Source organism: Bacillus sp. NS1, assembly GCF_058248265.1.
Map to the genome: position 1 here is coordinate 25,871 of NZ_JBZAZF010000008.1, position 22,211 is coordinate 48,081.

The following is a 22,211-nucleotide window of genomic DNA, read 5'->3' on the forward strand; positions in this document are numbered from 1 at the left end:
AAAAAGAACAGCGTCCCAAGGAGAGCTGTTCTTTTCATACCTATTTTCGATAAAAGGAATAAGACCTACTGTTCCATTTGACGAGCCAAAAATCCAGCTGCTGTCTCAACGGCTTTATGCTCTACTTCGCCCATTGTCTGATCCTTTGAAAAAATCACCACAGCGCCTATCGGATCGCCATTCGCCACAATCGGGCCGACAGTATAAGAATTCATGTCCTCATCTATGCCATTAACAAGCTGTACTGATTTTGCATCACTCTCAAGGACGGAACTGCGCTGATCCATTGTTTTTTCCAGCATTTCGCTGATTGACTTATTTAAGTAGTCTTTTTTCGAGCTGCCTGACACGGCAATATATACATCACGGTCACAAATCAGCACTGAATGGCCGAGACTGTCGTAAAGCGCGTCTGCATACTCCTTTGCAAAGTCTCCAAGCTCACTGATCGGAGAGTACTTTTTCAAAATCACTTCTCCGTCACGATCTACAAAAATCTCAAGCGGATCGCCTTCCCTGATTCTAAGAGTTCTGCGAATTTCTTTAGGAATTACGACCCGACCTAAGTCATCAATACGACGTACGATACCGGTTGCTTTCATCTCTGGTGCCTCTCTTTCATTTGATGGTATATACATGTGGGAAAGACCTAAAGCAGTTACTTTATGTACCTTCCGCCTCGCTTGAAATTAGTATCCGTCACATCAAATGTAATATACACCAGAGAGTAACAAAATTTACGTTGATGAAATGGTTTGCTTTTTCACATTTTTTAAACCCTTCAGCATGCCCAGCACCGTTTCGAGCCATTCATCGGCACTGCGGCCTTTTGTCTGTACGGAGATTTTGAGTTTTTTTCCTTCCATTCCCAGCCCGATTTGTCTGCCATATTTATTGCCAAGCTCAAACAGCTTCTGGCCGTCAATTTCTGCACTTGCTTCTTCAGAAATCGTCAATCTGACCGCATCTTTATCCTGCTTAATCAGTTCAACACGTTCATGTTTCGCATAAACCTTCATTTCTGCAACAGTAAACAAGTATTCGACTTCTTTTGGATAGTTTCCAAACCGGTCGATCATTTCGTCTTGAAGTTCATTCTTCTCTTCGATTGTAGCCACAGACCTGAAGCGTTTATACATATCAATTTTCTGTTTGCCGTCTTGAATATAGGTTTCAGGAATATACGCGTCAAGCTCGACATCAATTTCTGTTTCAAACTGCACTGTCTTCGCTGTATCTCCTTTACGCTCTTCAATGGCCTCCTTCAGCATTTGTGAATAGAGGTCAAATCCGACCGAATCGATGAAGCCGTGCTGCTGGGCGCCAAGAAGATTCCCGGCTCCGCGAATCGTTAAGTCACGCATTGCGATTTTAAAACCGGAACCGAGCTCTGTGAACTCTTTAATAGCCTGCAGCCTTTTTTCAGCCACTTCTGTCAGCACTTTATCCCGGCGGTACGTGAAGTACGCATACGCCACCCGATTAGAACGGCCGACACGCCCCCGCAGCTGATAAAGCTGAGAAAGACCCATCTTGTCGGCGTCAAATACAATCAGCGTATTGACGTTCGGGATGTCTACGCCTGTTTCAATAATGGTTGTGCTGACGAGAACGTCTGATTCTCCTTCAAGGAAATTCAGCATAACGGTTTCTAATTCATTTTCTGTCATTTTCCCATGTGCATACGCTACCTTAGCGTCAGGGACAAGCATTGAGATCTCATCCGCTTTCCGCTCGATATCCTCTACCCGGTTGTACAAGAAATAGACCTGTCCTCCGCGTGCAAGCTCGCGTTCAATCGCCTCTCTGACAAGGGCGCCGTTGTATTCCACAACATACGTCTGTACGGGAAAGCGGTTTTCCGGCGGAGTCTCGATGACTGAAAGATCCCTTACGCCAAGCATAGACATATGCAGCGTACGCGGAATCGGTGTCGCTGTTAATGTTAATACATCAACATTGGCTTTAATTTGCTTGATCTTTTCTTTATGGGTTACACCGAAGCGCTGCTCTTCATCAATAATGAGGAGCCCTAAGTCTTTATAAACGACATCTTTTGATAACAGCCGGTGCGTCCCGATAACGATATCAACAGTGCCATTTTTCAATCCTTTGATCGTTTCGTTCGCTTCTTTTCTCGTTCTGAATCTGCTGAGAAGGCCGATATTAATCGGATAGTCTTGGAAGCGCTCGGTAATGGTTTCATAGTGCTGCTGTGCCAAAATAGTTGTCGGAACGAGCAGGGCTACCTGCTTTCCATCACCTATCGCCTTAAACGCGGCACGTATGGCAACCTCTGTTTTACCGTAGCCGACATCTCCGCATAGCAAGCGGTCCATCGGACGTTCTCTTTCCATGTCCTTTTTGATTTCGTGAATGGAACGAAGCTGATCCTCAGTCTCTTGATAAGGGAACGCTGATTCGAATTCACGCTGCATCTCATGGTCAGGAGAAAACGCATAGCCCTTGCTTGCTTCCCTTTCGGCATACAGCTTAATTAAGTCATCAGCAATATCCTGAACGGATGTTTCTACTTTTTTCTTGACCCGCTTCCATTCGCTTCCGCCTAATTTATACAGCTTCGGCTCTTTTCCTTCGGAGCCGACATATTTTTGAACCTGATCAATTTGTTCTACAGGGACGTAAAGCTTGTCGCTTCCCTGGTAATGAATATTTAAATAGTCTTTATGGATACCATTAATTTCAAGGGTTTCAATCCCTAAGTACTTTCCGATCCCGTGATTAATATGAACGACATAATCACCGATTTGAAGCTCGGAATAGCTTTTGATGCGCTCTGCATTAGTAAGCTTCTGTTTTCGAGGCTTCTTTTTCACACGGTTTTTAAACAGTTCTTCTTCCGTAATAACCGCAAGCTTCATTAACGGCAGCTCAAATCCCGATTGGAGCTCGCCTTCCATAATATAGACCTGTCCCTGAACAAGCGCCTTTTTGCTATCTGTCATGGCCGCTTCGATTTCATAATCAGCCAGAACTGAAGATAATCTCTGTGTACGTTCCTTGTTTGCTCCTAAGAACACAACGGTGAAGTTGGATTTTTTAAAACGTTCCATTTCACCAGCAAGCACGTTCATTTGGCCATGGAAACTCTGCATTTGTCTGCTTGATACATTGACGATATTTTGCGGACTCGTATGGTGTACATGCCGTAAAAATAAAGAATAGTACAGCAGAGGCCGTTTTTGCTCAGCCACTATTTTTTGGAAGCTGAATGACAAACTGATGTCATGCAAAATCTTCCCTTCCTCAAGAAGGTTTGTTATGAACTCCGCTTCTTCTTTTTGAAGCTGCTCTTCCATCTCATGGATCCGGCTGACTTCATCCAAAATCAGAAGTGTATTCTCAGGAGTATAATCTAGTAAACTAGCAGGCTTTTCATAGAAATATGAGAGATACTTCACCAGCTCCTGATCTGTCTGGCCTTCTGACAAGCGTTCTTTATCGTGAGAAATATTCGCATGAAGAATTTCTTTTTGCTTGTCGACCTTTAATTTTTTCAGGCTTGCGGCAAGGCCTTTATCGATTTTCTCCATCGCCCGCGCTTTTTCTTCAGGTCTGATAATCAATTCCTTTGCAGGACCGATATTGATCGAGGTAAGAGTCTCAATTGACCGCTGATCATCTGAGTTAAAGCTGCGGATTGAATCCACTTCAGTGTCAAAAAGTTCAACTCTAACTGGGTGCTCTGACGTCAGCGGGTAAATATCAATGATTCCTCCGCGAATACTGAATTCCCCAGGTGCAGAAACCATATCAGAACGCTCATATCCTACCTCTACCAGACGTGATGCAAGCTGGTCAGGTTCGATGTCATGGCCCACTTGAATGAGCATTTGGCTGTTTTTCCAGACCTCTACAGGCGGCAGCATTCTTCTGAGTGCAGCTACAGGAGCAACGACAATTGGCGCTTCTCCACTCGTTAATCTATTAATGACATCTAATCGCTGCGCCCGCAATTCAGGGCTTGCGACTGCGATTTCTGATGAAATGAGTTCATTGACAGGGTACAAAAGGACAGACCGATCCTCTAGAAGTGAAGTCAGATCATCCGTTACTTTTTGGGCTTGATATAAATTATGGGTGATTAGAAAGATAGGCTTATTCGTTTCATTAGCCAGGGCAGAAGTAAAAACAGAACGCGCGGAACCCGACAGACCCGCGAGCAGCTGTTCCTTCAGCCCCTCGTGTAAACCGTTGATGATGGATTTAAAGTCATCGCTTTCTTTTATAAAGGTTTGAATGTTGTCCATATGGCCCCTCCTCTCTGTTTCCTGTGAGAACAGAAAAACGCTTTGGTCTAGTATCTACACCAAAGCTTTTTATTGAATAAATGTGTGATGTTCGTGGTAATGCGGATTTCGGTCAAGCGCCTCTTGGCAATCTTCACATATCGTCGAAACATGGACATCTCCATTTTCTTTATAAGAAATCATATCGTTTCTTTCCTCGTTTGTTAAGTGCTGAAATCCAAGTGAGTCAGTCGATACCATAGAAGATTCGAGACTGCCTACTTTCACTCCGCAATGACGACAATAATAATGCAAAGCCATACAAGGGACCTCCTGATGAAAAAGTCATTTTGGTGTAGTATGGACTTTGTTGATTCATTTTATACCTTCGCGTTAAATTCGTTCATGACTTCTAAAAACGGTTTGCTCAGAGAAGCTTCACAAGCCTTCACAGACTTATCGATCGCTCCATCAATGTCGGGTGCCTCCTCCTTGGTGAAAGAGCCTAACACATAATCAACGACCTTCATGCCGTTTACAGGCCGGCCGATTCCGATGCGGATCCGGTCAAACTCGGATGTTCCAAGATGATGGATCAGTGATTTGATGCCATTGTGTCCTCCGGCGCTTCCTTTCGTTCTTAAACGGATCTTGCCAGTCGGAAGATCAAGATCGTCGTAAATGACAGTCAAATCTTCGTTATCGACATCATAGTAGTCCATTAAAGGCCGCAAACATTCTCCTGATAAATTCATATATGTAAGCGGTTTAACAAGTAGAACCTTTTTGCCGGAAACAAATCCGGTTCCGTATAATCCGTTAAATTTATTTTGATTCAGCTCAATATTCCATTCCTTTGCAAGCTGATCTATCACCATAAATCCGACATTATGCCGAGTATTTTCATAGTTCTTCCCCGGGTTTCCGAGACCGGCTATCACAAGCATGGCGAATCCTCCCTTAGTCACATAAACTCCCGTCTGCATAAGCGGGCTATAATTCTTCTCATTCTAGCACAAAAGACGTAACCGCGGGAGGGTTACGCCTTAAGCTATTATTGTTCTTTGTTTTCACCTTCAGGCTGAGCATCAGCGGATTCCTCTTCATCTATCTCAGCTGCTTCCTGCTGCTGCGGAGGAAGAATAGACGCCACGACCTCATCTGATTCATGATTAAAGGAGTAGTCACCGCCAGCAGGCAAATCCGCTATAGTCAGTACTTCATTTACATCGAGGTTTGAAATATCAGCCTCAATCGTTTGCGGAATGGCTTTTGGCTTAGCCTTTACAGTAAGTGCATATAGCGGCTGCTGCAACACGCCTCCGTTTTTCACTCCAATGGCTTCTCCAGTCAGGTGAATCGGAACTTCCACCTCAATGTCTTCACTCATATTGACCACTTGAAAGTCAGCATGAGTAATTTCATTTTTCAGCGGGTCCGTTTGCAGGTCTGTTACCATGACAGAATGTTTTTCTCCGCTGACGTCAAGCGTGATGACTGTATTTTTTCCTTCATCCCTCAGCGTTTTGATCAGCTCCACACTGTCTAATGATACAGGTTTGTTTCCCGTGTCTTTCCCATATATGATACCTGGAACATGTCCTGAAGTACGGATATTCCGAAGAGACGAACGAGTAAAGTCCGTTCTTTCTTTTGCCGTTAAAGTTGCCATATTCAGCACCATCCTATTATCGTTTTATTGTCCTATTACAAACAATACCCATAACGATAAGGATTTAAACCTCAAAGTAACGGTTTAGCTGAATAGATAGCTGACTGATTGCTGCTCATGAACGCGAATAATTGCCTCAGCCAGAAGCGGTCCGACTGAAAGCTGCTTAAACCGTTCAATTTTCTTTTCTTCAGGAAGCTTGATGCTGTTCGTCACAACAAGCTCTTTAATTGTTGAATTATTAATCCGTTCAACAGCAGGGCCTGACAATACAGGGTGCGTACAGCATGCATATACTTCTTTCGCTCCGTTTTCTACGAGCGCATTAGCAGCAAGTGTAATGGTACCTGCAGTATCGATAATGTCATCGATAAGGATAGCGGTCTTCCCTTCGATATTACCTACAATATTCATGACTTCCGCCACGTTTGGACGCGGACGGCGCTTATCGATAATTGCAATCGGCGCTTTTAATCGGTCAGCCAGTTTGCGGGCGCGTGTCACACCGCCGTGGTCTGGTGAAACAATGACGATATCTTCAAGGTTTTTACCTTCAAAATATTCTCCTAAAATCGGAACACCCATTAAGTGGTCAATCGGTATATCAAAGAATCCTTGAATTTGCGGCGCATGCAGGTCAAGTGCAATCACACGAGTCGCACCGGCTGTTTCAAGCAGGTTAGCAAAAAGTTTTGCTGTAATTGGCTCACGGGATCTTGCTTTTCTGTCTTGACGTGCATAACCGTAATAAGGAATCACAATGTTAATCGTTTTTGCAGAAGCGCGTTTTAATGCATCTACCATAATCAACAGTTCCATAATATGCTCGTTAACGGGGTCACTTGTAGACTGGATGATATAACAGTCACATCCGCGAATACTTTCTTCGATATTAATTTGGACTTCCCCATCACTAAATCTTGTGACAGAACATTTCCCTAATTGAACTCCAACTATATCTGCGATTTCTTTTGCAAGCTCTGGATTCGAATTTAAAGAAAAAATCTTTAAATTCTTATCTCCGTATTGATTAGACATGGATAAACCTCCGAATTTAGGATTAATTTTTATGAATATTTTTCACATAATCGTCTTTATTTACTTGTCTCGCTCTGGCAATAGCAAGTGCTTTTCCAGGTACATCTTCCGTAACAGTTGAACCTGCAGCAACATAAGCGCCTTCTCCGACTGTGACAGGGGCAACCAAGTTGGAGTTGCAGCCGATAAACGCGCCGTCTTCAATTTTCGTCAAATATTTATTCTTTCCATCATAATTGACAGTTATTGAACCGCAGCCCAAGTTTACATCTGTGCCTACCTCAGCATCACCGACATAGCTTAAATGAGAAGCCTTGCTTCGGTCTCCGAATTGAGTCTTTTTGATTTCAACAAAATTCCCGATCTTCACTTCATTCCCGATGACAGAATCAGGTCTGATGTGAGCAAAAGGTCCTATGTTTACATCATTCCCCACTTTACTGTGATTGACTACCGATTGTTTAATAACCGTACGGCTGCCAATGGAACTATTCATAATCTCCGTATGAGGGCCGATAATCGTATCTTCTCCGATTTGCACCTCACCTTTAATCACGGTTCCAGGATAAATTACAGTATCGCTTCCGATGACAGCGTCAGGAGAAATATACGTGTTCATCGGGTCAATCAGCGTTACGCCATTTTGCATATGCCGTTTATTAATACGCTCTCTCATAAATTGTTCTGCCTGAGAAAGAGCAACTCTATCATTAACTCCGAGCGTTTCTTGGAAATTACCAGTCTGGTAAGCGGCAACAGTTTCGCCTTCGTTTTTAAGAATCTCTATGACATCCGGCAAATAGTACTCGCCTTGAGCATTATCATTAGACACCAGATCAATGGCCCGGAACAGCGCTTCATTATCAAAACAATACGTACCGGTATTGATCTCAGTCACAAGACGTTCTTCTTCAGAGGCGTCCTTGTGCTCAACGATTTTTTGAACCGCTCCGTTTTCACCGCGGATAATGCGGCCGTATCCGGTTGGATCTTCTGCAACCGCAGTTAAAATCGTAGCTTTCGCTTCTCTTTGTGTATGTTCTTTCAGCATCTGTTCCATTGTCTCTGCTGTTAAAAGCGGCGTATCTCCGCAAATGACAATTGTAACGCCTTTTTCGTCAGCAAGAAATGGCTGTGCCTGTTTTACAGCATGAGCAGTGCCAAGCTGTTCTGCTTGAAGCGCGTACTCGCTTTTATCACCAAGCTGCTTTTTCACTTCTTCCGCACCATGTCCGACAATCGTGACAAGCTTCGATAAAGATAACTTTAAGGCTTCGTCTACGACGTGCTCTACCATAGGCTTACCGCAAACTGGATGAAGGACTTTATAAAGCTTTGATTTCATTCTCGTTCCTTGTCCAGCCGCTAAAACAACTGCAAACCGCTTATCCATTTATTGGCCTCCAATATCCCTTTTATCCATAGAAAAATATATCCTAAATATCTTATGATTTCAAGGAGACTTGATGAAGTGCAAGAATTTTCTATTGAGTACAATTAAGTTTGAAAAATCAGAATTAAAAAAGGACCGCCGGAAAAAGGCTTTTGTCAGCCCTTTCAGCAGTCCTTGCTTTTTGGTTATTTTTTAAGAAGCTCCAGCTTCTTCGAATTCTAATGCTTCAGTGTCACCCAGACGATGATACTCATTTAACACGGCATCTTGAATCTTACCTCGCGTGCTTGAATTAATAGGATGAGCGATATCGCGGAACTCTCCATCAGGGGTGCGTTTACTCGGCATCGCAACGAAAAGACCATTGTTTCCATCAATCACACGAATATCATGAACAACAAATTCGTGATCCAGCGTGATGGATGCAATCGCTCTCATGCGACCATCGGTATTCACGCGGCGTAATCTTACGTCAGTAACTTCCACAGTAGTTCACCACCTTTTCCCTATATAAAAGCATTAGTGTATCAATTCCACGATTTTTTCTGAAATCCTGCTCGTTTTTAAAATATTTTTTGAAAAAATAGGATATAGTTACACAATTAGGTCATAAAGCTTTCATTTCGGGCATAAGGTAAATAAAAAAGTGATTCCGAGCTCACCCAGAATCACTTTTTCTTATTATTTTACCAATGCAATTACTTCAATCTCAACCAGTGCGTCCTTCGGGAGTCTCGCGACTTCAACACAAGATCTCGCCGGTTTGTGAGTGTCAAAATATTGTCCGTACACTTCGTTTACTTCCGCAAACTGTTCCATATCCGCGATAAATACAGTTGCTTTTACAACTGTTTCTAAAGAAGCACCTGCTTCTTCCAGCACCGCTTTTAAGTTGCTGAATACTTGATGGGTCTGCTCCTTAATATCACCGTTCACCATTTCGCCTGAAGGAGTCAAAGGAATTTGGCCTGAGCTGTAAAACATATTGTTTACGATAATCCCTTGTGAGTAAGGTCCGATTGCCGCTGGGGCATGTTTTGTGTGAACTGCTTTTGTCATGATTCCGTCTCTCCATTCTTTAAAAGATTGTCTTTAAAAAAACGCAGAAAATTGCCATTCTGAATTTCAATGGACTTCTCTTTCATGTTGATGGTTGAAAGAGTAAGCAGTGACATATATTCATCAACAAGACGTTCATCTACTCCTTCGGCTTCAACCAAAACGCCGATCCCCGCCACATTTGCGTTAAACTCATCCAACAGGTTAATCATACCATTAATTGTGCCGCCTGCTTTCATAAAGTCATCGATAATGAGTACGTTTGAACCCGTTTTCATGCTTCTTTTCGCAAGTGACATCGTTTGAATGCGGTTTGATGAGCCTGAGACGTAATTAATGCTGACTGTGGAGCCTTCTGTTACCTTGTTGTCTTTGCGAACGATAACGACAGGCACATTCAGATAGCTCGCAGCTGCGTACGCCAGAGGGATGCCTTTCGTGGCAACGGTCATGACAACATCAATTTCGCGCTCTGCAAACACAGAAGCAAACAGCTTCCCTACCTTGGAGAGTACAGATGGCTTTCCTAAGATATCCGTTAAATATACATAACCGCCCGGAAGGATACGCTCAGGATTTGCCAGCGACTGTCCAAGTGTCTGCACAAACTCTTCAGCCTCAGCCTGCTTCATTTTCGGAATATATTTGACGCCTCCGGCAGCTCCGGGAACAGTAAGCAAAGTACCGATCCCCTGCTGCTCAAAGGTTTGCTTAATAATTGTTAAATCTTCACTGATCGATGATTTTGCAGATTCATACCGCTCAGAAAAAAAGGTTAGCGGTATTAATTCGTGCGGATGGGTTAACAAGTAATTTGTTAAGTCCACCAATCTGCCGCTGCGACGAAACTTCATGAACTTACCCCCAAAATCCGAATATTTTAAGATCAATATAACTTAACATACGGATTTAATCAAGAGCGTTCTGTTCGCCGATCATTCTCACCGCATAAACCTGATCGCAGAAGCCTCTTAACCCGTTATAAATTCTCTGTACCTTCGACTCATACTGAACCAGTCCAAACACTGTCGGGCCGCTCCCGCTCATTAACACGGCATCTGCACCAAAGCGTTTCATCTGGTTTTTGATCATCGCAACTTCAGGATGCATATCTAGCGTTACAGATTCAAGGACATTGCCTAAACGGCTGCACATCTTTTGAAAACTCTTTTCCTCTATAGCCTCAATCATGCCATGTACATCGGGATGCTCTACATCATCCAGCTTCAGCTGTCTGTACACTTCAGCAGTTGAAACACCGATTGTCGGCTTCGCTAAAATGACCCAGCAGTGCGGAGGCGTGCTGATGTGTTTAATTTTCTCGCCGCGTCCTGTTGCTAGTGCAGTTCCGCCATAGACACAAAATGAAACGTCGGAGCCAATTTCTGCTCCCAGCTCAGCAAGCGTTTCTGCTGAAAGATTTAAATTCCACAGTCTGTTCAGCCCTCTAAGGGTCGCCGCCGCATCACTGCTTCCGCCGGCAAGACCGGCAGCCACCGGAATCACCTTCGTAATCATGATGGAAACTCCCTTTTTCACATTGTATCTGTCCTTGATCAGCTTGGCAGCCTGATAAGCTAAGTTTCTTTGGTCATCGGGCACAAAACGGTTGTGGGAGGAAACCCTCACTTCATCCTCTGCCAGCTCCATCAATTCAATCCGATCTGCTAAATCAATCGTCGTCATGATCATTTCGACTTCATGATAGCCATCCGGGCGTTTTCGGGTGACGTCAAGTGACAGATTGATCTTGGCTGGCGCTTTTTCTAAAATACGCATAGCTTTCACCTACTTCTCCATCTAAACATAAGTATGAACATTGTATCACATTTGAAGTACAGGATGAACATATCCATATTGCAGCCAATTATGTATTTATATCCAACACAAAAACCGGGGAACGCCATGTTCCCCGGGTCACATCCTTATCGGTTATTCTGGTTCTGAGCCATTTGCTGTTCGGCGATTTCGATGGCGCGCTTTACCATGTTACCGGCATCGCGGGCCCGAATTTCGCCCCAGCCTCCATTTTTGACTGTGTCATAAAAACCAAGGTCTTTAGCCAGCTCATATTTAAACTCATCTGACATAACTCCACGACGTCTGCCCAAACGAAACAACCCCTTTTTTAGAAGTGATAGCCATTCGTGCACGTCACGATAATATGGTGTGACCGTTATATCTTTTGCTAAATCAGATGGAACTTTCGTTAAAATTACTGGAAACCAAAAAAGGGCAAAACAAAAAGCAGTAAACAAAAGGTTCACTGCCCGTTAAAATGCCACTGAGCTTGCGGCGTCATCATTAAATGTCAGCTCAACAGTCTCAGTCAAAATATCAGCATAACTGTATGAAACTCTTTCAAACGAGTTCTCGTCTTGATCTAGTTGTATCACAAAAACAGAAGGGTACGTCTCAGCTAAAATGCCCGAACGCTCAATCGTTTTTCGGCGGCCACCGTTTGCTTTTAACGTCAGCCGTTTACCTAAATTCCCATCAAGCGACCTTTTAATATCGGACAACGTCTTCGCCATTGCATCCACCTCACTACATTTATTGTACAACACGAGCCCATTTTTGTCAAATAAAATTTAAATTATATCAACGTTAATAAGACGTTGTCAATAAAATTATTTTGACAAAATTCTATGATTCCTCAATTATTTTCCGCAAGTTTCGGTAAATTATGTATCAATATGTAAAATAAAAAACCCGCATAGATCTCCTATACAGGTTTTCAACTGTTAATTAGACTTATAAGGCATTCCAATTCTCAGCACTCCTCTTGTTTCAATACCTCCAAGCCCTTTCTCTCTTGTCAGCGTATTTCGGAGCACTTCCCATACATTGATTCGTTCCATAAACGGCGTAAAGCTGATTTTCGCGACGATATATACCGGATCAAGCGCATGAATGTTGACTCTTGATGGTGAACTCGCGAAATTTGCCCCCGCTCTTATGAGTGATTCAAAATGGGATTGGCAGGCCCCCGCAAAAATAACAAGCTGATCTAAGTGAGGGATTTTTTTTCGGGCGTTTTGAACTGTTTCAACAAAATGCTTTGAATGTCTGTATGCGTTCAAATCATCAATGCTGCCCTTTTGCTTCGAATACGCATCATGCCCTGTTATCACCAGTATGTCAGGTCGATATTTGTCGAGCAATTCTTCAATAGAAGCAGACATTTTCTTTTCATGGCAATGGATGCCGTAGACCGGCACTCCTATTTTTTTATAGACATTCAGGCATTTTTTCAGATATGCTTCATCACCGTCCAGATGTAGCACCTTGCCCGGCATATGAAAATAATGCTCCTGATGCTGATATTGGCTTGTCGCATAGTACTCCTGCTTTTCTCTGAGCAGCTTATAATCCTGGCGGAGCAATTCGAGCGATTCGTTCATTCTGCTCTCATCTTTCTTTTTCCGCATCATCTGCTCATCTTTTTTCACTGCTACCAGATCAGAAAAATCCGAATCAGCAATCAGCCTGACTTCATCACCATGCAAAATAGCGATTGAATTTCCTTTGCTTGTTTGCTCTATTCCTATAATGCGAAACAAAACATCCATTTGATAGGATTTTCTGGCTACCATATCCCCTATTTGAAATTGCAAGTTCCTCACTCCACACATAGACTAAGCCTCATCATGAAAGAAAGAGCCTTGAGAAAGCGCCTTTTTTCGCTGAGTCCAAGTTTTTTCTTATCATTGAATGAAAGGTCCTTCTCTAGCCTATGTAGCGGCAGTCCATGTGGTGCGCAAAACAAAAAGCCCTTTTAGAAAAGGGCTTTATACAATCCGTTAGACAGCGCTGCGAACTCCTCGATAGACAGGGATTCACCTCGGCGCTTGCCGTCAATATTTGTTTCTTCCAAAACTTGCTCAATCGCTGTTTTTTGTGCTTTTCCATCAGGCAAGTTGTTGACTAAGTTATTGAGCAGCGTTTTACGGCGCTGAGCAAAGCTTGCCTTGATTAACTGAAAGAAAAAGGCTTCGTTTTCCACGTCCACTGCCGGGCCGTCGCGGAGAATCAGCCGAATGACTGCGGAATCTACATTAGGCTGAGGAACAAACACAGTTTTCGGAACGGTCATCACCGTTTTGGCTTCTGTATAAAATTGCACCGCGATCGAAAGGGAGCCGTATTCCTTAGATGAAGGGTCTGCCGCCATGCGCTCTGCCACTTCTTTTTGCAGCATGACCACAATCCCTTTCAGCGGAAGATGTTCTTCAAGCAGTTTCATGATAATCGGCGTTGTCACGTAATAAGGAAGGTTGGCTACAACCATGATCTCATCGCAGTCTTGAAATTGTTCTTCAATGACCGATTTGACATCAGCCTTTAACACGTCCTGATGAATGACAGTGACATTGTCGTAAGGTGACAGCGTATCCTTCAGAATCGGCAATAATCGCTGGTCAATTTCAAATGCCACGACCTTTTTCGCCCGCTTGGCAATCTGTTCGGTCAATGCCCCGATTCCCGGGCCGATTTCTATGACACCTGTTTTCTCCGTCACTTCCGCGTGATCGACAATTCTGTCTAAAATGTTCGTATCAATTAAGAAATTCTGTCCTAAGCTCTTTTTAAAAGAAAAACCATATTTCTTCAGTATCTCTTTCGTTCTAATCGGTGTCGCAATATCTTTACTCATTCTGTTCCTCCCGCTTAACGGTATCGAGCGCACTCATAAAATCACTTTTTTTAATTTGAAACATTTGCAGCCGTTTTTGAAGTTGTTTGCCATTTGTATAGCCGATTTTCAACAGATCACCCAGTCGTTCGCGCCGGCGTTTGGCCGCAGATCCGCCAATCAGTCCAGCATGAATCAAATCCTCAGCTGAAATGTCACTCGGCTGCGATTCCATCTCCTCGTGCACGTTTTCTAAACATGCCCTAATGCTTTCAATCGATGCATGCTCCACACCAATTCCCCGCTTGTTTTTAGGTTTGGCAAGATGTTTAGGCAAAAATGCATGCTTACAGCCGGGTACAGCCTCTGAAATGGTTTTGCGGATCTTCTCTCCAGGGAAGTCCGGATCCGTTAAAATGATGACGCCTCTGGTCTTCTGGGCCAAACGGATTTGGTCAATCACTTGATCATCGATGGCTGAACCATTTGTTTCAATTGTGTCTGCATCAACAGCCAATTTGATGCGGGCCGTATCATCACGCCCCTCGACCACAATGATCTCTTTAATTTTCATTATTTCCTCCAAGACAAAATAAAAACTTTTGTATATTCATGAAACTTTTTCTTATGTCGAGCGTCTAATAAGCAGAAAATACACTTTGTCTATTATAACGAAAAAAACAGAGGGCGCAAAACCCTCTGAATACATAAGTATATATTAATTTAAGATTTTAATTTTGACTGTTTTATTTCCCCATCGGTACGCCGATGATTTCTCCGGGAAAAAGACGTCTATTTTGTTCCCTTTAATTGCTGAACCAGTATCCGCAGCAATGGCATATCCATAGCCCTCAACATGGACTTTGGAGCCTAGCGGAATGACATTTGGATCTACAGCGATAACTTTGGCATTCGGGTTATTTTTTAAATTGACGCCTGTAGCTGTATGACCTGAACAACCGCTGCAGCTTGCCGTATAAGCCGTAGATGATACAGTCATGACTTTGCCTGTTGATTCATTGCTGCGGGACACAACTGTTTTTGAATCACCGGAAGCACTGACCTTTTCAATCTTTGGACTGCTTTGTTTTGTGCCGACAGCAATCACTTTATCTTTGCTTTGTTCAGCTGTTTCTTCTTTTACAAGCTCTCTGGACACTTCTTTGCCGTTTTCTTTCACGACTTCGAAATGTTTTTTAAGCTTGCCTTCTTTCCCTTTTTGGACGACCTTTTCTTTCCCTTTTTCAAGAGAAGCGTCTTCTTGCTTTTTCACATCGAACGCGATTTTCTCTTCAACTACATCGGTGACCTTTTCGATACGAGTAATTGTAACATCAGCCTTTCCTTTCGTCAGCTTTACATCTAACGCAGGCTTGATTTTATCTTCGTCTTTTATGTTCATCTTATGCTGTTTTAAAAAGTCAGCGACCGTAGTCGAAGTCGTCCAGATCTTCTTTTGTTTTCCTGCATCATTCACAGTAACTTGGAATGCGGGTTCTATGTTAATCTTCATGTCTTTCGAAATATCTGTATCTATTGCGGGATCAATTTGATCTTGTTCTTTCACATCAACATTTTGTTCGTCCAGTAATGCACCGACCGTTTTTGCTGTTGACCATAATGTCTTTTCTTCACCGTTTATTGTAAGCTTCACAGGTTTTGCAGCCTCATACACAACATCCATATCTGCTGTGATCTTTGTCTGTTTAGCAGGTGTGATCTTGTCTTCGTCTCTTGTCTTTATATCAAGCGTATCTAAAAGATCACCGACTGTTTTTGCATGTGTGCGTATATGTTTCTTTTTGCCATTGATAGAAACTGAGACTGATTGTTTTGTCAGCTCATGAGCCGCGTATGCAGTCCCGCTTCCTGCCAAAAGCAAACAAGCAGCAACCAGAATGACTTTGCTTTTGCTAAGCTTTACGGAAAACAGCTTTTTCATTTTTTGTGTGATGAAAAACGCCTCCTTCTCCTCGGAGAGATTATATAGAGTATCTAAAAGGCTGTCAACCCTCCCCTCTCTTTCTCCCAAAAGCTCAGTATCTTCTTCATTATCCTGAATTACACTGAGAAACGGAAGAAAGACTTGTCGACAAACCTATCCTATGAGGAGAAGAAAGCATGTAGAACTTTTATAGAAAAACGCTGTAAGGGACAAGCTCTTACAAAACCCGCTAGCGTTTTTTGTCAGTTTATACGGAAAAGTCTTTTTGCATTTTCAGTCGTGATTGAAGCAACTTCTTCGAAAGTCATTCCTTTTAATTCAGCGATTTGCTCTGCCACATATTTCACATAGCTTGGCTCATTTCTTTTTCCACGAAAAGGATGAGGTGTGAGAAACGGGCAGTCAGTTTCAATCAGCAACCGGTCATTCGGAATTTCCTTCACAACTTCCTTCGGCTTCTTCGCATTTTTGAAAGTCACCGGTCCCCCAAATGATAAATAAAAATTCATTTTCATGCATTCTCTCGCCACTTCTGCACTTCCTGTAAAGCAGTGCATGATTCCGCCCACAGCTTCTGCGCCTTCTTCTTTCAAAATCGTCACAACATCCTCCGTCGCATCACGGTTGTGAATGATAATAGGAAGATTGACCTCCTTTGCTAAGCCGATTTGTTTTCTGAACACCTCTTTTTGAACATCTTTAGGAGATTTATCCCAATGGTAATCCAGTCCCATTTCACCTATCGCTACCACTTTCTCATGAGCAGAAAGCTCTTTAATCCACGCTAAATCTTCCTCTGTCATATCAATTGCGTCAACAGGATGCCAACCGATGGCTGCATAAATAAAATCATATTCCTCAATCATTTCCATCGCACGAGTAATGGTCGGACGGTCAAAACCAACTACAACAATCCGTTCTACTTTTTCAGCTTTTGCCCGTTCAATAACCTCTTCCAGATCAGTATCATATTGTTCTGCATTTAAATGCGCGTGTGTGTCAAACAACATAAGTCAAAAACTCCTTTCTTGTCGAAACACAAAAGGTGTTCGACGAATTGTTACACGTGAAACACCTTTTGTTTATCACTATTTAATTCTTGTGCCTTTTGGTAACGACTGATCGATAGACACGACTTTTAATACGCCGTCTGCTTCCCCCGCAAGGATCATACCTTGAGAAAGCTCTCCTCTCAGTTTAACCGGTTTTAGATTTGTTACACAAACGAGTTTTTTCCCAACAAGCTCTTCAGGCGTATAATGCTTCGCAATACCAGATACGACTTGGCGTTTTTCAAAACCAAGATCCAGCTGCAGCTTCAATAAACGGTCCGCTTTTTTCACAGGCTCTGCCTGAATGACCTCAGCCACGCGAAGTTCTACATCCATGAATTGATCAATCGTAATTTCAGGTAAACGATCAACCTCTTGCGGCTCTTCTTCTTTTGTTTCTTCTTTAGCTGGTGCTGAGCCCTGCATTTTCCCTTTGATGTAAGCAATTTCTTCTTCTGCCTCTAAGCGAGGGAACAACGGCTCGCCTTTTTGTACTTTTGTATCTTTCAGTTGGCCGAAAGCTGTAATGCTGTCCCAAGCTTTTAAAGCTTCTTCAGTAATGCCCAGCTGCTCGAACATTTTTTCCGGTGTCTTTGTTAAGAACGGCTGAAGCAGCACAGCTGAAATACGTAATGATTCAGCAAGGTGGTACATAACTGATTGCAGTTCTTCTTCTTTTGCCGGATCTTTCGCAAGCACCCATGGAGCTGTCTCATCAATGTATTTATTTGTGCGGCTGATTAGCTGCCACAATGTCGAAAGAGCCACCGAGAATTCCATGTTTTCCATTGCTTTCTCGTAAGCCTTCACCGTTTCTTCAGCGACTGAAGTGAGCGTTTGGTCAAATTCCGTCACGGCACCCTTGTAAGAACCAATTTGTCCGTCAAAATACTTATTGATCATCGCAACCGTACGATTCAATAGGTTTCCTAAATCATTCGCTAAATCATAGTTAATCCGCTCAACAAAACCTTCCGGCGTGAATACACCGTCAGATCCGAATGGCACTTCGCGAAGCAGGTAATAACGAAGCTCATCTAAACCGTAGCGTTCAATTAATGTGACCGGATCCACAACGTTCCCTTTTGATTTCGACATCTTTCCGTCTTTCATCAAAAGCCAGCCATGCGCAAATACTTGCTTTGGCAGCGGAAGATCAAGCGCCATTAGCATAATTGGCCAGTAAATGGTATGGAACCTTACAATCTCCTTACCAACTAAATGAACATCGGCAGGCCAATATTTTTGATAAAGCTCATCGTTTTCTGTATCATAACCGAGTGCTGTTAAATAGTTAAATAACGCGTCGATCCAAACATATACAACGTGCTTTGGATTTTCCGGCACCTTCACTCCCCAGTCAAAAGTGGTACGTGATACAGCCAAATCCTCAAGTCCAGGCTTGATAAAGTTGTTAATCATTTCGTTTTTGCGTGATTCCGGCTGAATGAATGTCGGGTTTTCTTCATAGTATTTCAGAAGACGATCCGCATATTTACCCATACGGAAGAAATAAGATTCCTCTTTGATCAATTCAACTGGGTGACCGCTGTCAGGGCTTTTTCCTCCGATGACCTCTCCCTTTTCATTTCGCTCGATATCAATCAGCTGAGTTTCCGTGTAGAATGTTTCATCCGGGATACTGTACCAGCCTTCATATTCATCAAGATAGATGTCTCCGTTATCAAGAAGCTTTTGAAACACCTTTTCAATCACAACTTTATGCCGTTTTTCTGTCGTACGGATAAAATCGTCGTTTGAGATTTCAAGCTGCTTCCACAGTTTCTGAATATCTGCCGCTGCACGATCCACATACTCCTGAGGTGTAATGTTTTCCTGTTCAGCTTTTTGCTGGATCTTTTGCCCATGCTCGTCCGTTCCTGTTAAATAGCGAACATCGAACCCTTTTAATCTTTTGTAGCGTGCCATCGCATCTCCCGCGACTGTCGTATATGCATGGCCGATATGTAATTTTCCGCTTGGATAATAAATCGGTGTTGTAATGTAAAATGTATTGTTTTCTTGCGGCATCTTGAAACCTCCCAATCAGAATGTCAAAAAGCTCCCGCCCAAAGGACGAGAGCGGCGATAAGTGCAAATCATATATGATTATTATTTATATTTATCCTTTATCTATGATACCATCTTAGCCTTTAAGATCAAGAATATATACGTATGCCCTGAAAAAGAATAATTAAAATTAAAAATCTTTAATGAAAGTAAAAAAAGTCTGTTCATGTCGAATTTTGTCGTATATAATCAAATGAAATAAAAAACCTTGGTTCGAAAGTCTTGATTTAAAAGGATTTTTAGTAGGATAATAGCTTTATTAAATATTTATAAAATGCTGTTATTCCGGTAGTTTCCAAGACATTACTGACTATAAGAACTAATTCTTACAATGAATAGTAAACAAAATGATTGACGATTATTGGAAACCTTGTTATGCTATGAAGGTAAGGATTTTGTCGAATAATGACGAAGAAAAATATAATTTAAACAATAATTATCTCTTGGGAGGAGAATGTTTATGAAATCTACTGGTATTGTACGTAAAGTTGATGAATTAGGACGTGTAGTTATTCCTATCGAATTGCGTCGTACTCTTGGAATCGCAGAAAAAGATGCTCTTGAAATTTATGTTGATGACGAAAAAATCATCCTTAAAAAATATAAACCAAACATGACTTGCCAAGTAACTGGTGAAGTTTCTGATGATAACCTTAAACTTGCAGGCGGTAAATTGGTTCTTAGTAAAGAAGGCGCTGAGCAAATCATCAGCGAAATCCAAAACCAGCTTCAAAACCTTAAATAATCGTTTCTTATACAAAAAACGTTCTTGTTATGACACAAGAACGTTTTTTTATTGCTGAATATGGTAAGCATCGTATACTTCACGCTTTGGAACATTGCGATCGACTGCTGCTTTTTTAATAGCTTCTTTAGAAGTAGCGCCTTTCGAGATGTAATGCTCGACATGTTCTTTCGCCGTGAGGGTTTCCCACCATTGTGTTTCCTCATCTGATTCTTCATTTTTACTGCCTTCTACGACGAGACAAAACTCACCGCGTATCTGATCCTCATTTGCCCATTCAATGACCTCGGATATCGTGCCTCTGATAAACTCTTCATATTTTTTTGTGAGTTCACGCGTTACAGCAATTTCTCGATCTCCTAATATCTCCGCCATCGCTGACAAAGTTTCCTTCAATCTGTGAGGCGCTTCATAAAAGATGATCGTTTCCTTCCGTTTTTTAAGACCCTCAAGCTCCTTCTTCTTTTCTTTTTTCTGTCTGTTGAGAAAACCGTAAAAGAAGAAAGGCTGCGGTACAATACCTGAAGCGATTAGAGCTGTTAATGCAGCATTTGCTCCCGGCAACGGAACAACATAACCGCCTATCTCCGTAAAATCCTTCACGATTTCAGCTCCAGGATCAGAAATCGTCGGCAGCCCGGCGTCACTGACAAGGGCAATGTTTTTTCCCGATTTCAGCCATTCAATGATTTTGTGCCCGCTGCTTTCTTTATTATGTTCGTGATAACTAACGAGTGGTGTTTCAATTTCATATACATGACAAAGCTTTTTCGTTTGTCTCGTATCTTCCGCAGCAATTGCATCCACTGATTTTAGCGTGTTGATCGCCCGGAATGTCATATCCTCTAAATTTCCGATTGGGGTTGGGACCAAATAAAGAATCCCCATGTCCGACTTTCCATTAAAGCTCATTTGGCGCCTTAACATATACAGCCTCCTTGCTGTTCCGCTTTTCTTCTATATAAAGCTCTTTTTTCTTTCGAGTTAGTTTTTTGAAATAATATTCCGCCTGCATGGCTTCCCGCTTCGTTGTGAAAGCTTCGGCAAAAATCAATTCAACTGGACGTCTAACTTTGGTATACTTTGCGCCCTTTCCATCATTGTGAGTTTTCACCCGTTTCTGCAGATCGTTAGTATACCCGGCATACCAGCTATTGTCCTTGCATTGCACGACATAGAAGAAATGATTATTTGTCTCCATATAAAATGGTCCTGATTTCTTTTGTATATTCATTTTGTTCGTCATAAACGAACAGAGGGGGAAGAATTTTTAAATCCGGACGCCCGCCTTTGATGCCTTCAACCAAAATGGTATTGGCCTCTTTCCCTTGCTTCGGATAAACAAATTGCACACGCTTCGGCTCAATTTGGTAAGCTTTCATCAGTTCAAAAATCTCCAGAAGCCGTCCCGGCCTGTGAACAAGGGCTGCCTTTCCACCTTGTTTGAGCAGCTTGCTGCTGACTGAAATGACATCCTCCAGTGTGCAGTGAATTTCATGTCTTGCAATTCTAAGATGCTCATTCATGTTTTGTTCAGTTTGTTTTGGCGTTTTAAAATACGGCGGATTGCAGGTGACAATATCATATCGATTATGTCCGAGCTTCTCCGGCATGTTTTTCAGGTCATCATGTATAATCTGAATCTGATCCTGCAGCTTATTATACTCCACACTGCGAACAGCCATATCATGCAGCCTTTCTTGAATTTCGACTCCAAGAATGTCTGCTTTTGATCTTGTACTGAGCAGCAGCGGCACAATGCCATTGCCGGTACATAGATCAACAATTTTTCCTTTTTGAATCGGAACGTACGCAAATTTGGACAGAAGCACAGCGTCCAATGAAAAAGCAAACACCGTTGGACTTTGTATGATTTTCATGTCCTCTGCCAGCAAATAATCTAATCTTTCATCATCACGTAATGAAACCATCTTCTTATCCTTTCAGTACCTTTGAAAAAGGCTCCCGTCTTATGCGGAAGCCTTTTCCTTATTTTTTATTTAAGAATGACAGACAGAAAAGACAATCTTCTTTTCGGACACTTCCATAGTGGACATTGCAGATATGAAACCCTTCTTGATACAGACGTGCCAGATTATCATACCCTTCCCCTATATCAGTTTGCTCTGTCTTCTGTGTTTTTGATTCTTTTTTATCAGCTTTGAACTTTTCAATCTGCTGCGTCGTATCGTCCAGCCGTTTGCGCAAATGCTTGTTTTCAAGCTGTAAGTGATGATTTTCCTCAATCATCTCACCGATATGCTGCTTCAAATCCCCCAGCTGCCGGTACAGTGAGCCAATTTGTTCTTCTAAGTTAATGACTGTATCAAATAACTCTTTTTTATCCAAGG

At 42.4% G+C, this 22,211-nt stretch carries 24 protein-coding genes; 1 reads left to right on the forward strand and 23 read right to left on the reverse strand.

Annotated elements, in window-relative coordinates:
- Positions 1–65 precede the first annotated feature (65 nt).
- The 19 genes from spoVT to metG all read right to left on the reverse strand — a co-directional run bounded on the left by spoVT (position 66) and on the right by metG (position 19,076).
- The gene (gene spoVT / locus AC4CV5_RS19950; protein WP_166854528.1) at positions 66–602 is read right to left on the reverse strand and encodes a stage V sporulation protein T; all 537 of its coding nucleotides are present in this window, start codon (positions 600–602) and stop codon (positions 66–68) included.
- 135 nt (positions 603–737) lie between these two features.
- Entirely contained in the window at positions 738–4,271 is a 3,534-nt protein-coding gene (mfd, locus tag AC4CV5_RS19955; protein WP_166854529.1) for a transcription-repair coupling factor, read from the reverse strand.
- 69 nt (positions 4,272–4,340) lie between these two features.
- A complete protein-coding gene (fin, locus tag AC4CV5_RS19960) occupies positions 4,341–4,571 on the reverse strand; it encodes an anti-sigma-F factor Fin (protein ID WP_166854530.1) in 231 nt (76 codons plus the stop codon).
- Between the two features lie 59 nt (positions 4,572–4,630).
- Positions 4,631–5,197: an aminoacyl-tRNA hydrolase gene (pth, locus tag AC4CV5_RS19965; RefSeq protein ID WP_490923704.1), complete on the reverse strand. Its 567-nt coding sequence runs from the start codon at positions 5,195–5,197 to the stop codon at positions 4,631–4,633.
- A gap of 107 nt (positions 5,198–5,304) precedes the next feature.
- Entirely contained in the window at positions 5,305–5,922 is a 618-nt protein-coding gene (locus AC4CV5_RS19970) for a 50S ribosomal protein L25/general stress protein Ctc (RefSeq protein WP_014112303.1), read from the reverse strand.
- 84 nt (positions 5,923–6,006) lie between these two features.
- Complete coding sequence (locus AC4CV5_RS19975; protein WP_003218353.1) at positions 6,007–6,960, reverse strand: ribose-phosphate diphosphokinase; 954 nt, start codon at positions 6,958–6,960, stop codon at positions 6,007–6,009.
- Positions 6,961–6,982: 22 nt separating this feature from the next.
- Positions 6,983–8,353, reverse strand: a complete 1,371-nt coding sequence (gene glmU / locus AC4CV5_RS19980; protein WP_222143872.1) for a bifunctional UDP-N-acetylglucosamine diphosphorylase/glucosamine-1-phosphate N-acetyltransferase GlmU — start codon at positions 8,351–8,353, stop codon at positions 6,983–6,985.
- A 192-nt stretch (positions 8,354–8,545) separates the two neighbouring features.
- Positions 8,546–8,839: a septation regulator SpoVG gene (spoVG, locus tag AC4CV5_RS19985; RefSeq protein ID WP_003218346.1), complete on the reverse strand. Its 294-nt coding sequence runs from the start codon at positions 8,837–8,839 to the stop codon at positions 8,546–8,548.
- Positions 8,840–9,034: 195 nt separating this feature from the next.
- Entirely contained in the window at positions 9,035–9,412 is a 378-nt protein-coding gene (ridA, locus tag AC4CV5_RS19990; protein ID WP_003218344.1) for a 2-iminobutanoate/2-iminopropanoate deaminase, read from the reverse strand.
- Positions 9,409–10,266: a pur operon repressor gene (gene purR / locus AC4CV5_RS19995; protein WP_003218342.1), complete on the reverse strand. Its 858-nt coding sequence runs from the start codon at positions 10,264–10,266 to the stop codon at positions 9,409–9,411. The genes ridA and purR overlap by 4 nt, the downstream gene beginning before the upstream one ends.
- Positions 10,267–10,321: 55 nt before the next feature.
- The gene (ispE, locus tag AC4CV5_RS20000; protein WP_166854750.1) at positions 10,322–11,191 is read right to left on the reverse strand and encodes a 4-(cytidine 5'-diphospho)-2-C-methyl-D-erythritol kinase; all 870 of its coding nucleotides are present in this window, start codon (positions 11,189–11,191) and stop codon (positions 10,322–10,324) included.
- Positions 11,192–11,337: 146 nt separating this feature from the next.
- Positions 11,338–11,523 (reverse strand): small, acid-soluble spore protein, alpha/beta type, encoded by a 186-nt coding sequence (locus AC4CV5_RS20005; protein WP_003218333.1) that lies wholly within the window; start codon positions 11,521–11,523, stop codon positions 11,338–11,340.
- 162 nt (positions 11,524–11,685) lie between these two features.
- On the reverse strand, positions 11,686–11,946 hold the full coding sequence (gene veg, locus AC4CV5_RS20010) for a biofilm formation stimulator Veg (protein ID WP_003218330.1): 261 nt from the start codon (positions 11,944–11,946) through the stop codon (positions 11,686–11,688).
- 210 nt (positions 11,947–12,156) lie between these two features.
- Complete coding sequence (gene prtG, locus AC4CV5_RS20015) at positions 12,157–13,029, reverse strand: sporulation-specific protease PrtG (protein WP_166854532.1); 873 nt, start codon at positions 13,027–13,029, stop codon at positions 12,157–12,159.
- A 161-nt stretch (positions 13,030–13,190) separates the two neighbouring features.
- On the reverse strand, positions 13,191–14,069 hold the full coding sequence (gene rsmA / locus AC4CV5_RS20020; protein WP_166854533.1) for a 16S rRNA (adenine(1518)-N(6)/adenine(1519)-N(6))-dimethyltransferase RsmA: 879 nt from the start codon (positions 14,067–14,069) through the stop codon (positions 13,191–13,193).
- A complete protein-coding gene (gene rnmV, locus AC4CV5_RS20025) occupies positions 14,062–14,622 on the reverse strand; it encodes a ribonuclease M5 (RefSeq protein WP_166854534.1) in 561 nt (186 codons plus the stop codon). Before rnmV ends, rsmA begins: the two co-directional genes overlap by 8 nt.
- Positions 14,623–14,766: 144 nt before the next feature.
- A complete protein-coding gene (locus tag AC4CV5_RS20030) occupies positions 14,767–16,080 on the reverse strand; it encodes a ubiquitin-like domain-containing protein (RefSeq protein ID WP_166854535.1) in 1,314 nt (437 codons plus the stop codon).
- 155 nt (positions 16,081–16,235) lie between these two features.
- Positions 16,236–17,003, reverse strand: a complete 768-nt coding sequence (locus AC4CV5_RS20035) for a TatD family hydrolase (protein WP_166854536.1) — start codon at positions 17,001–17,003, stop codon at positions 16,236–16,238.
- Between the two features lie 78 nt (positions 17,004–17,081).
- On the reverse strand, positions 17,082–19,076 hold the full coding sequence (gene metG, locus AC4CV5_RS20040) for a methionine--tRNA ligase (protein WP_166854537.1): 1,995 nt from the start codon (positions 19,074–19,076) through the stop codon (positions 17,082–17,084).
- A gap of 493 nt (positions 19,077–19,569) precedes the next feature.
- Here metG and abrB point away from each other — a divergent pair, with 493 nt between their 5' ends.
- On the forward strand, positions 19,570–19,860 hold the full coding sequence (gene abrB / locus AC4CV5_RS20045) for a transition state genes transcriptional regulator AbrB (protein ID WP_003226760.1): 291 nt from the start codon (positions 19,570–19,572) through the stop codon (positions 19,858–19,860).
- Between the two features lie 48 nt (positions 19,861–19,908).
- On the opposite strand, the gene rsmI is transcribed toward abrB, so the two are convergent.
- Genes rsmI through yabA form a run of 4 tightly spaced genes read right to left on the reverse strand, consistent with a single transcriptional unit; the run spans position 19,909 to position 22,209 of the window.
- Entirely contained in the window at positions 19,909–20,787 is an 879-nt protein-coding gene (gene rsmI / locus AC4CV5_RS20050) for a 16S rRNA (cytidine(1402)-2'-O)-methyltransferase (protein ID WP_166854538.1), read from the reverse strand.
- Complete coding sequence (locus AC4CV5_RS20055) at positions 20,762–21,061, reverse strand: GIY-YIG nuclease family protein (protein ID WP_166854539.1); 300 nt, start codon at positions 21,059–21,061, stop codon at positions 20,762–20,764. The genes rsmI and AC4CV5_RS20055 overlap by 26 nt, the downstream gene beginning before the upstream one ends.
- Entirely contained in the window at positions 21,048–21,791 is a 744-nt protein-coding gene (locus AC4CV5_RS20060; RefSeq protein WP_490923705.1) for a tRNA1(Val) (adenine(37)-N6)-methyltransferase, read from the reverse strand. The genes AC4CV5_RS20055 and AC4CV5_RS20060 overlap by 14 nt, the downstream gene beginning before the upstream one ends.
- 58 nt (positions 21,792–21,849) lie before the next feature.
- Positions 21,850–22,209, reverse strand: a complete 360-nt coding sequence (yabA, locus tag AC4CV5_RS20065; protein ID WP_003218308.1) for a DNA replication initiation control protein YabA — start codon at positions 22,207–22,209, stop codon at positions 21,850–21,852.
- Positions 22,210–22,211 lie beyond the last annotated feature (2 nt).

What these genes read in the sequence shown, in the direction of transcription:
- ispE (WP_166854750.1), bottom strand. Translation starts at nt 11,191, where the DNA reads ATGCGTATTTTAGAAAAAGCGCCAGCCAAGATCAATCTGTCACTTGAC.
- AC4CV5_RS20060 (WP_490923705.1), bottom strand. Translation starts at nt 21,791, where the DNA reads ATGGTTTCATTACGTGATGATGAAAGATTAGATTATTTGCTGGCAGAG.
- metG (WP_166854537.1), bottom strand. Translation starts at nt 19,076, where the DNA reads ATGCCGCAAGAAAACAATACATTTTACATTACAACACCGATTTATTAT.
- glmU (WP_222143872.1), bottom strand. Translation starts at nt 8,353, where the DNA reads ATGGATAAGCGGTTTGCAGTTGTTTTAGCGGCTGGACAAGGAACGAGA.
- spoVT (WP_166854528.1), bottom strand. Translation starts at nt 602, where the DNA reads ATGAAAGCAACCGGTATCGTACGTCGTATTGATGACTTAGGTCGGGTC.
- rsmA (WP_166854533.1), bottom strand. Translation starts at nt 14,069, where the DNA reads ATGAGTAAAGATATTGCGACACCGATTAGAACGAAAGAGATACTGAAG.
- fin (WP_166854530.1), bottom strand. Translation starts at nt 4,571, where the DNA reads ATGGCTTTGCATTATTATTGTCGTCATTGCGGAGTGAAAGTAGGCAGT.
- purR (WP_003218342.1), bottom strand. Translation starts at nt 10,266, where the DNA reads ATGAAGTTTCGTCGCAGCGGCAGATTGGTGGACTTAACAAATTACTTG.
- ridA (WP_003218344.1), bottom strand. Translation starts at nt 9,412, where the DNA reads ATGACAAAAGCAGTTCACACAAAACATGCCCCAGCGGCAATCGGACCT.
- abrB (WP_003226760.1), top strand. Translation starts at nt 19,570, where the DNA reads ATGTTTATGAAATCTACTGGTATTGTACGTAAAGTTGATGAATTAGGA.
- mfd (WP_166854529.1), bottom strand. Translation starts at nt 4,271, where the DNA reads ATGGACAACATTCAAACCTTTATAAAAGAAAGCGATGACTTTAAATCC.
- pth (WP_490923704.1), bottom strand. Translation starts at nt 5,197, where the DNA reads ATGCTTGTGATAGCCGGTCTCGGAAACCCGGGGAAGAACTATGAAAAT.
- veg (WP_003218330.1), bottom strand. Translation starts at nt 11,946, where the DNA reads ATGGCGAAGACGTTGTCCGATATTAAAAGGTCGCTTGATGGGAATTTA.
- AC4CV5_RS20055 (WP_166854539.1), bottom strand. Translation starts at nt 21,061, where the DNA reads ATGGAGACAAATAATCATTTCTTCTATGTCGTGCAATGCAAGGACAAT.
- rsmI (WP_166854538.1), bottom strand. Translation starts at nt 20,787, where the DNA reads ATGTTAAGGCGCCAAATGAGCTTTAATGGAAAGTCGGACATGGGGATT.
- AC4CV5_RS19975 (WP_003218353.1), bottom strand. Translation starts at nt 6,960, where the DNA reads ATGTCTAATCAATACGGAGATAAGAATTTAAAGATTTTTTCTTTAAAT.
- rnmV (WP_166854534.1), bottom strand. Translation starts at nt 14,622, where the DNA reads ATGAAAATTAAAGAGATCATTGTGGTCGAGGGGCGTGATGATACGGCC.
- AC4CV5_RS20035 (WP_166854536.1), bottom strand. Translation starts at nt 17,003, where the DNA reads ATGTTGTTTGACACACACGCGCATTTAAATGCAGAACAATATGATACT.
- AC4CV5_RS19970 (WP_014112303.1), bottom strand. Translation starts at nt 5,922, where the DNA reads ATGGCAACTTTAACGGCAAAAGAAAGAACGGACTTTACTCGTTCGTCT.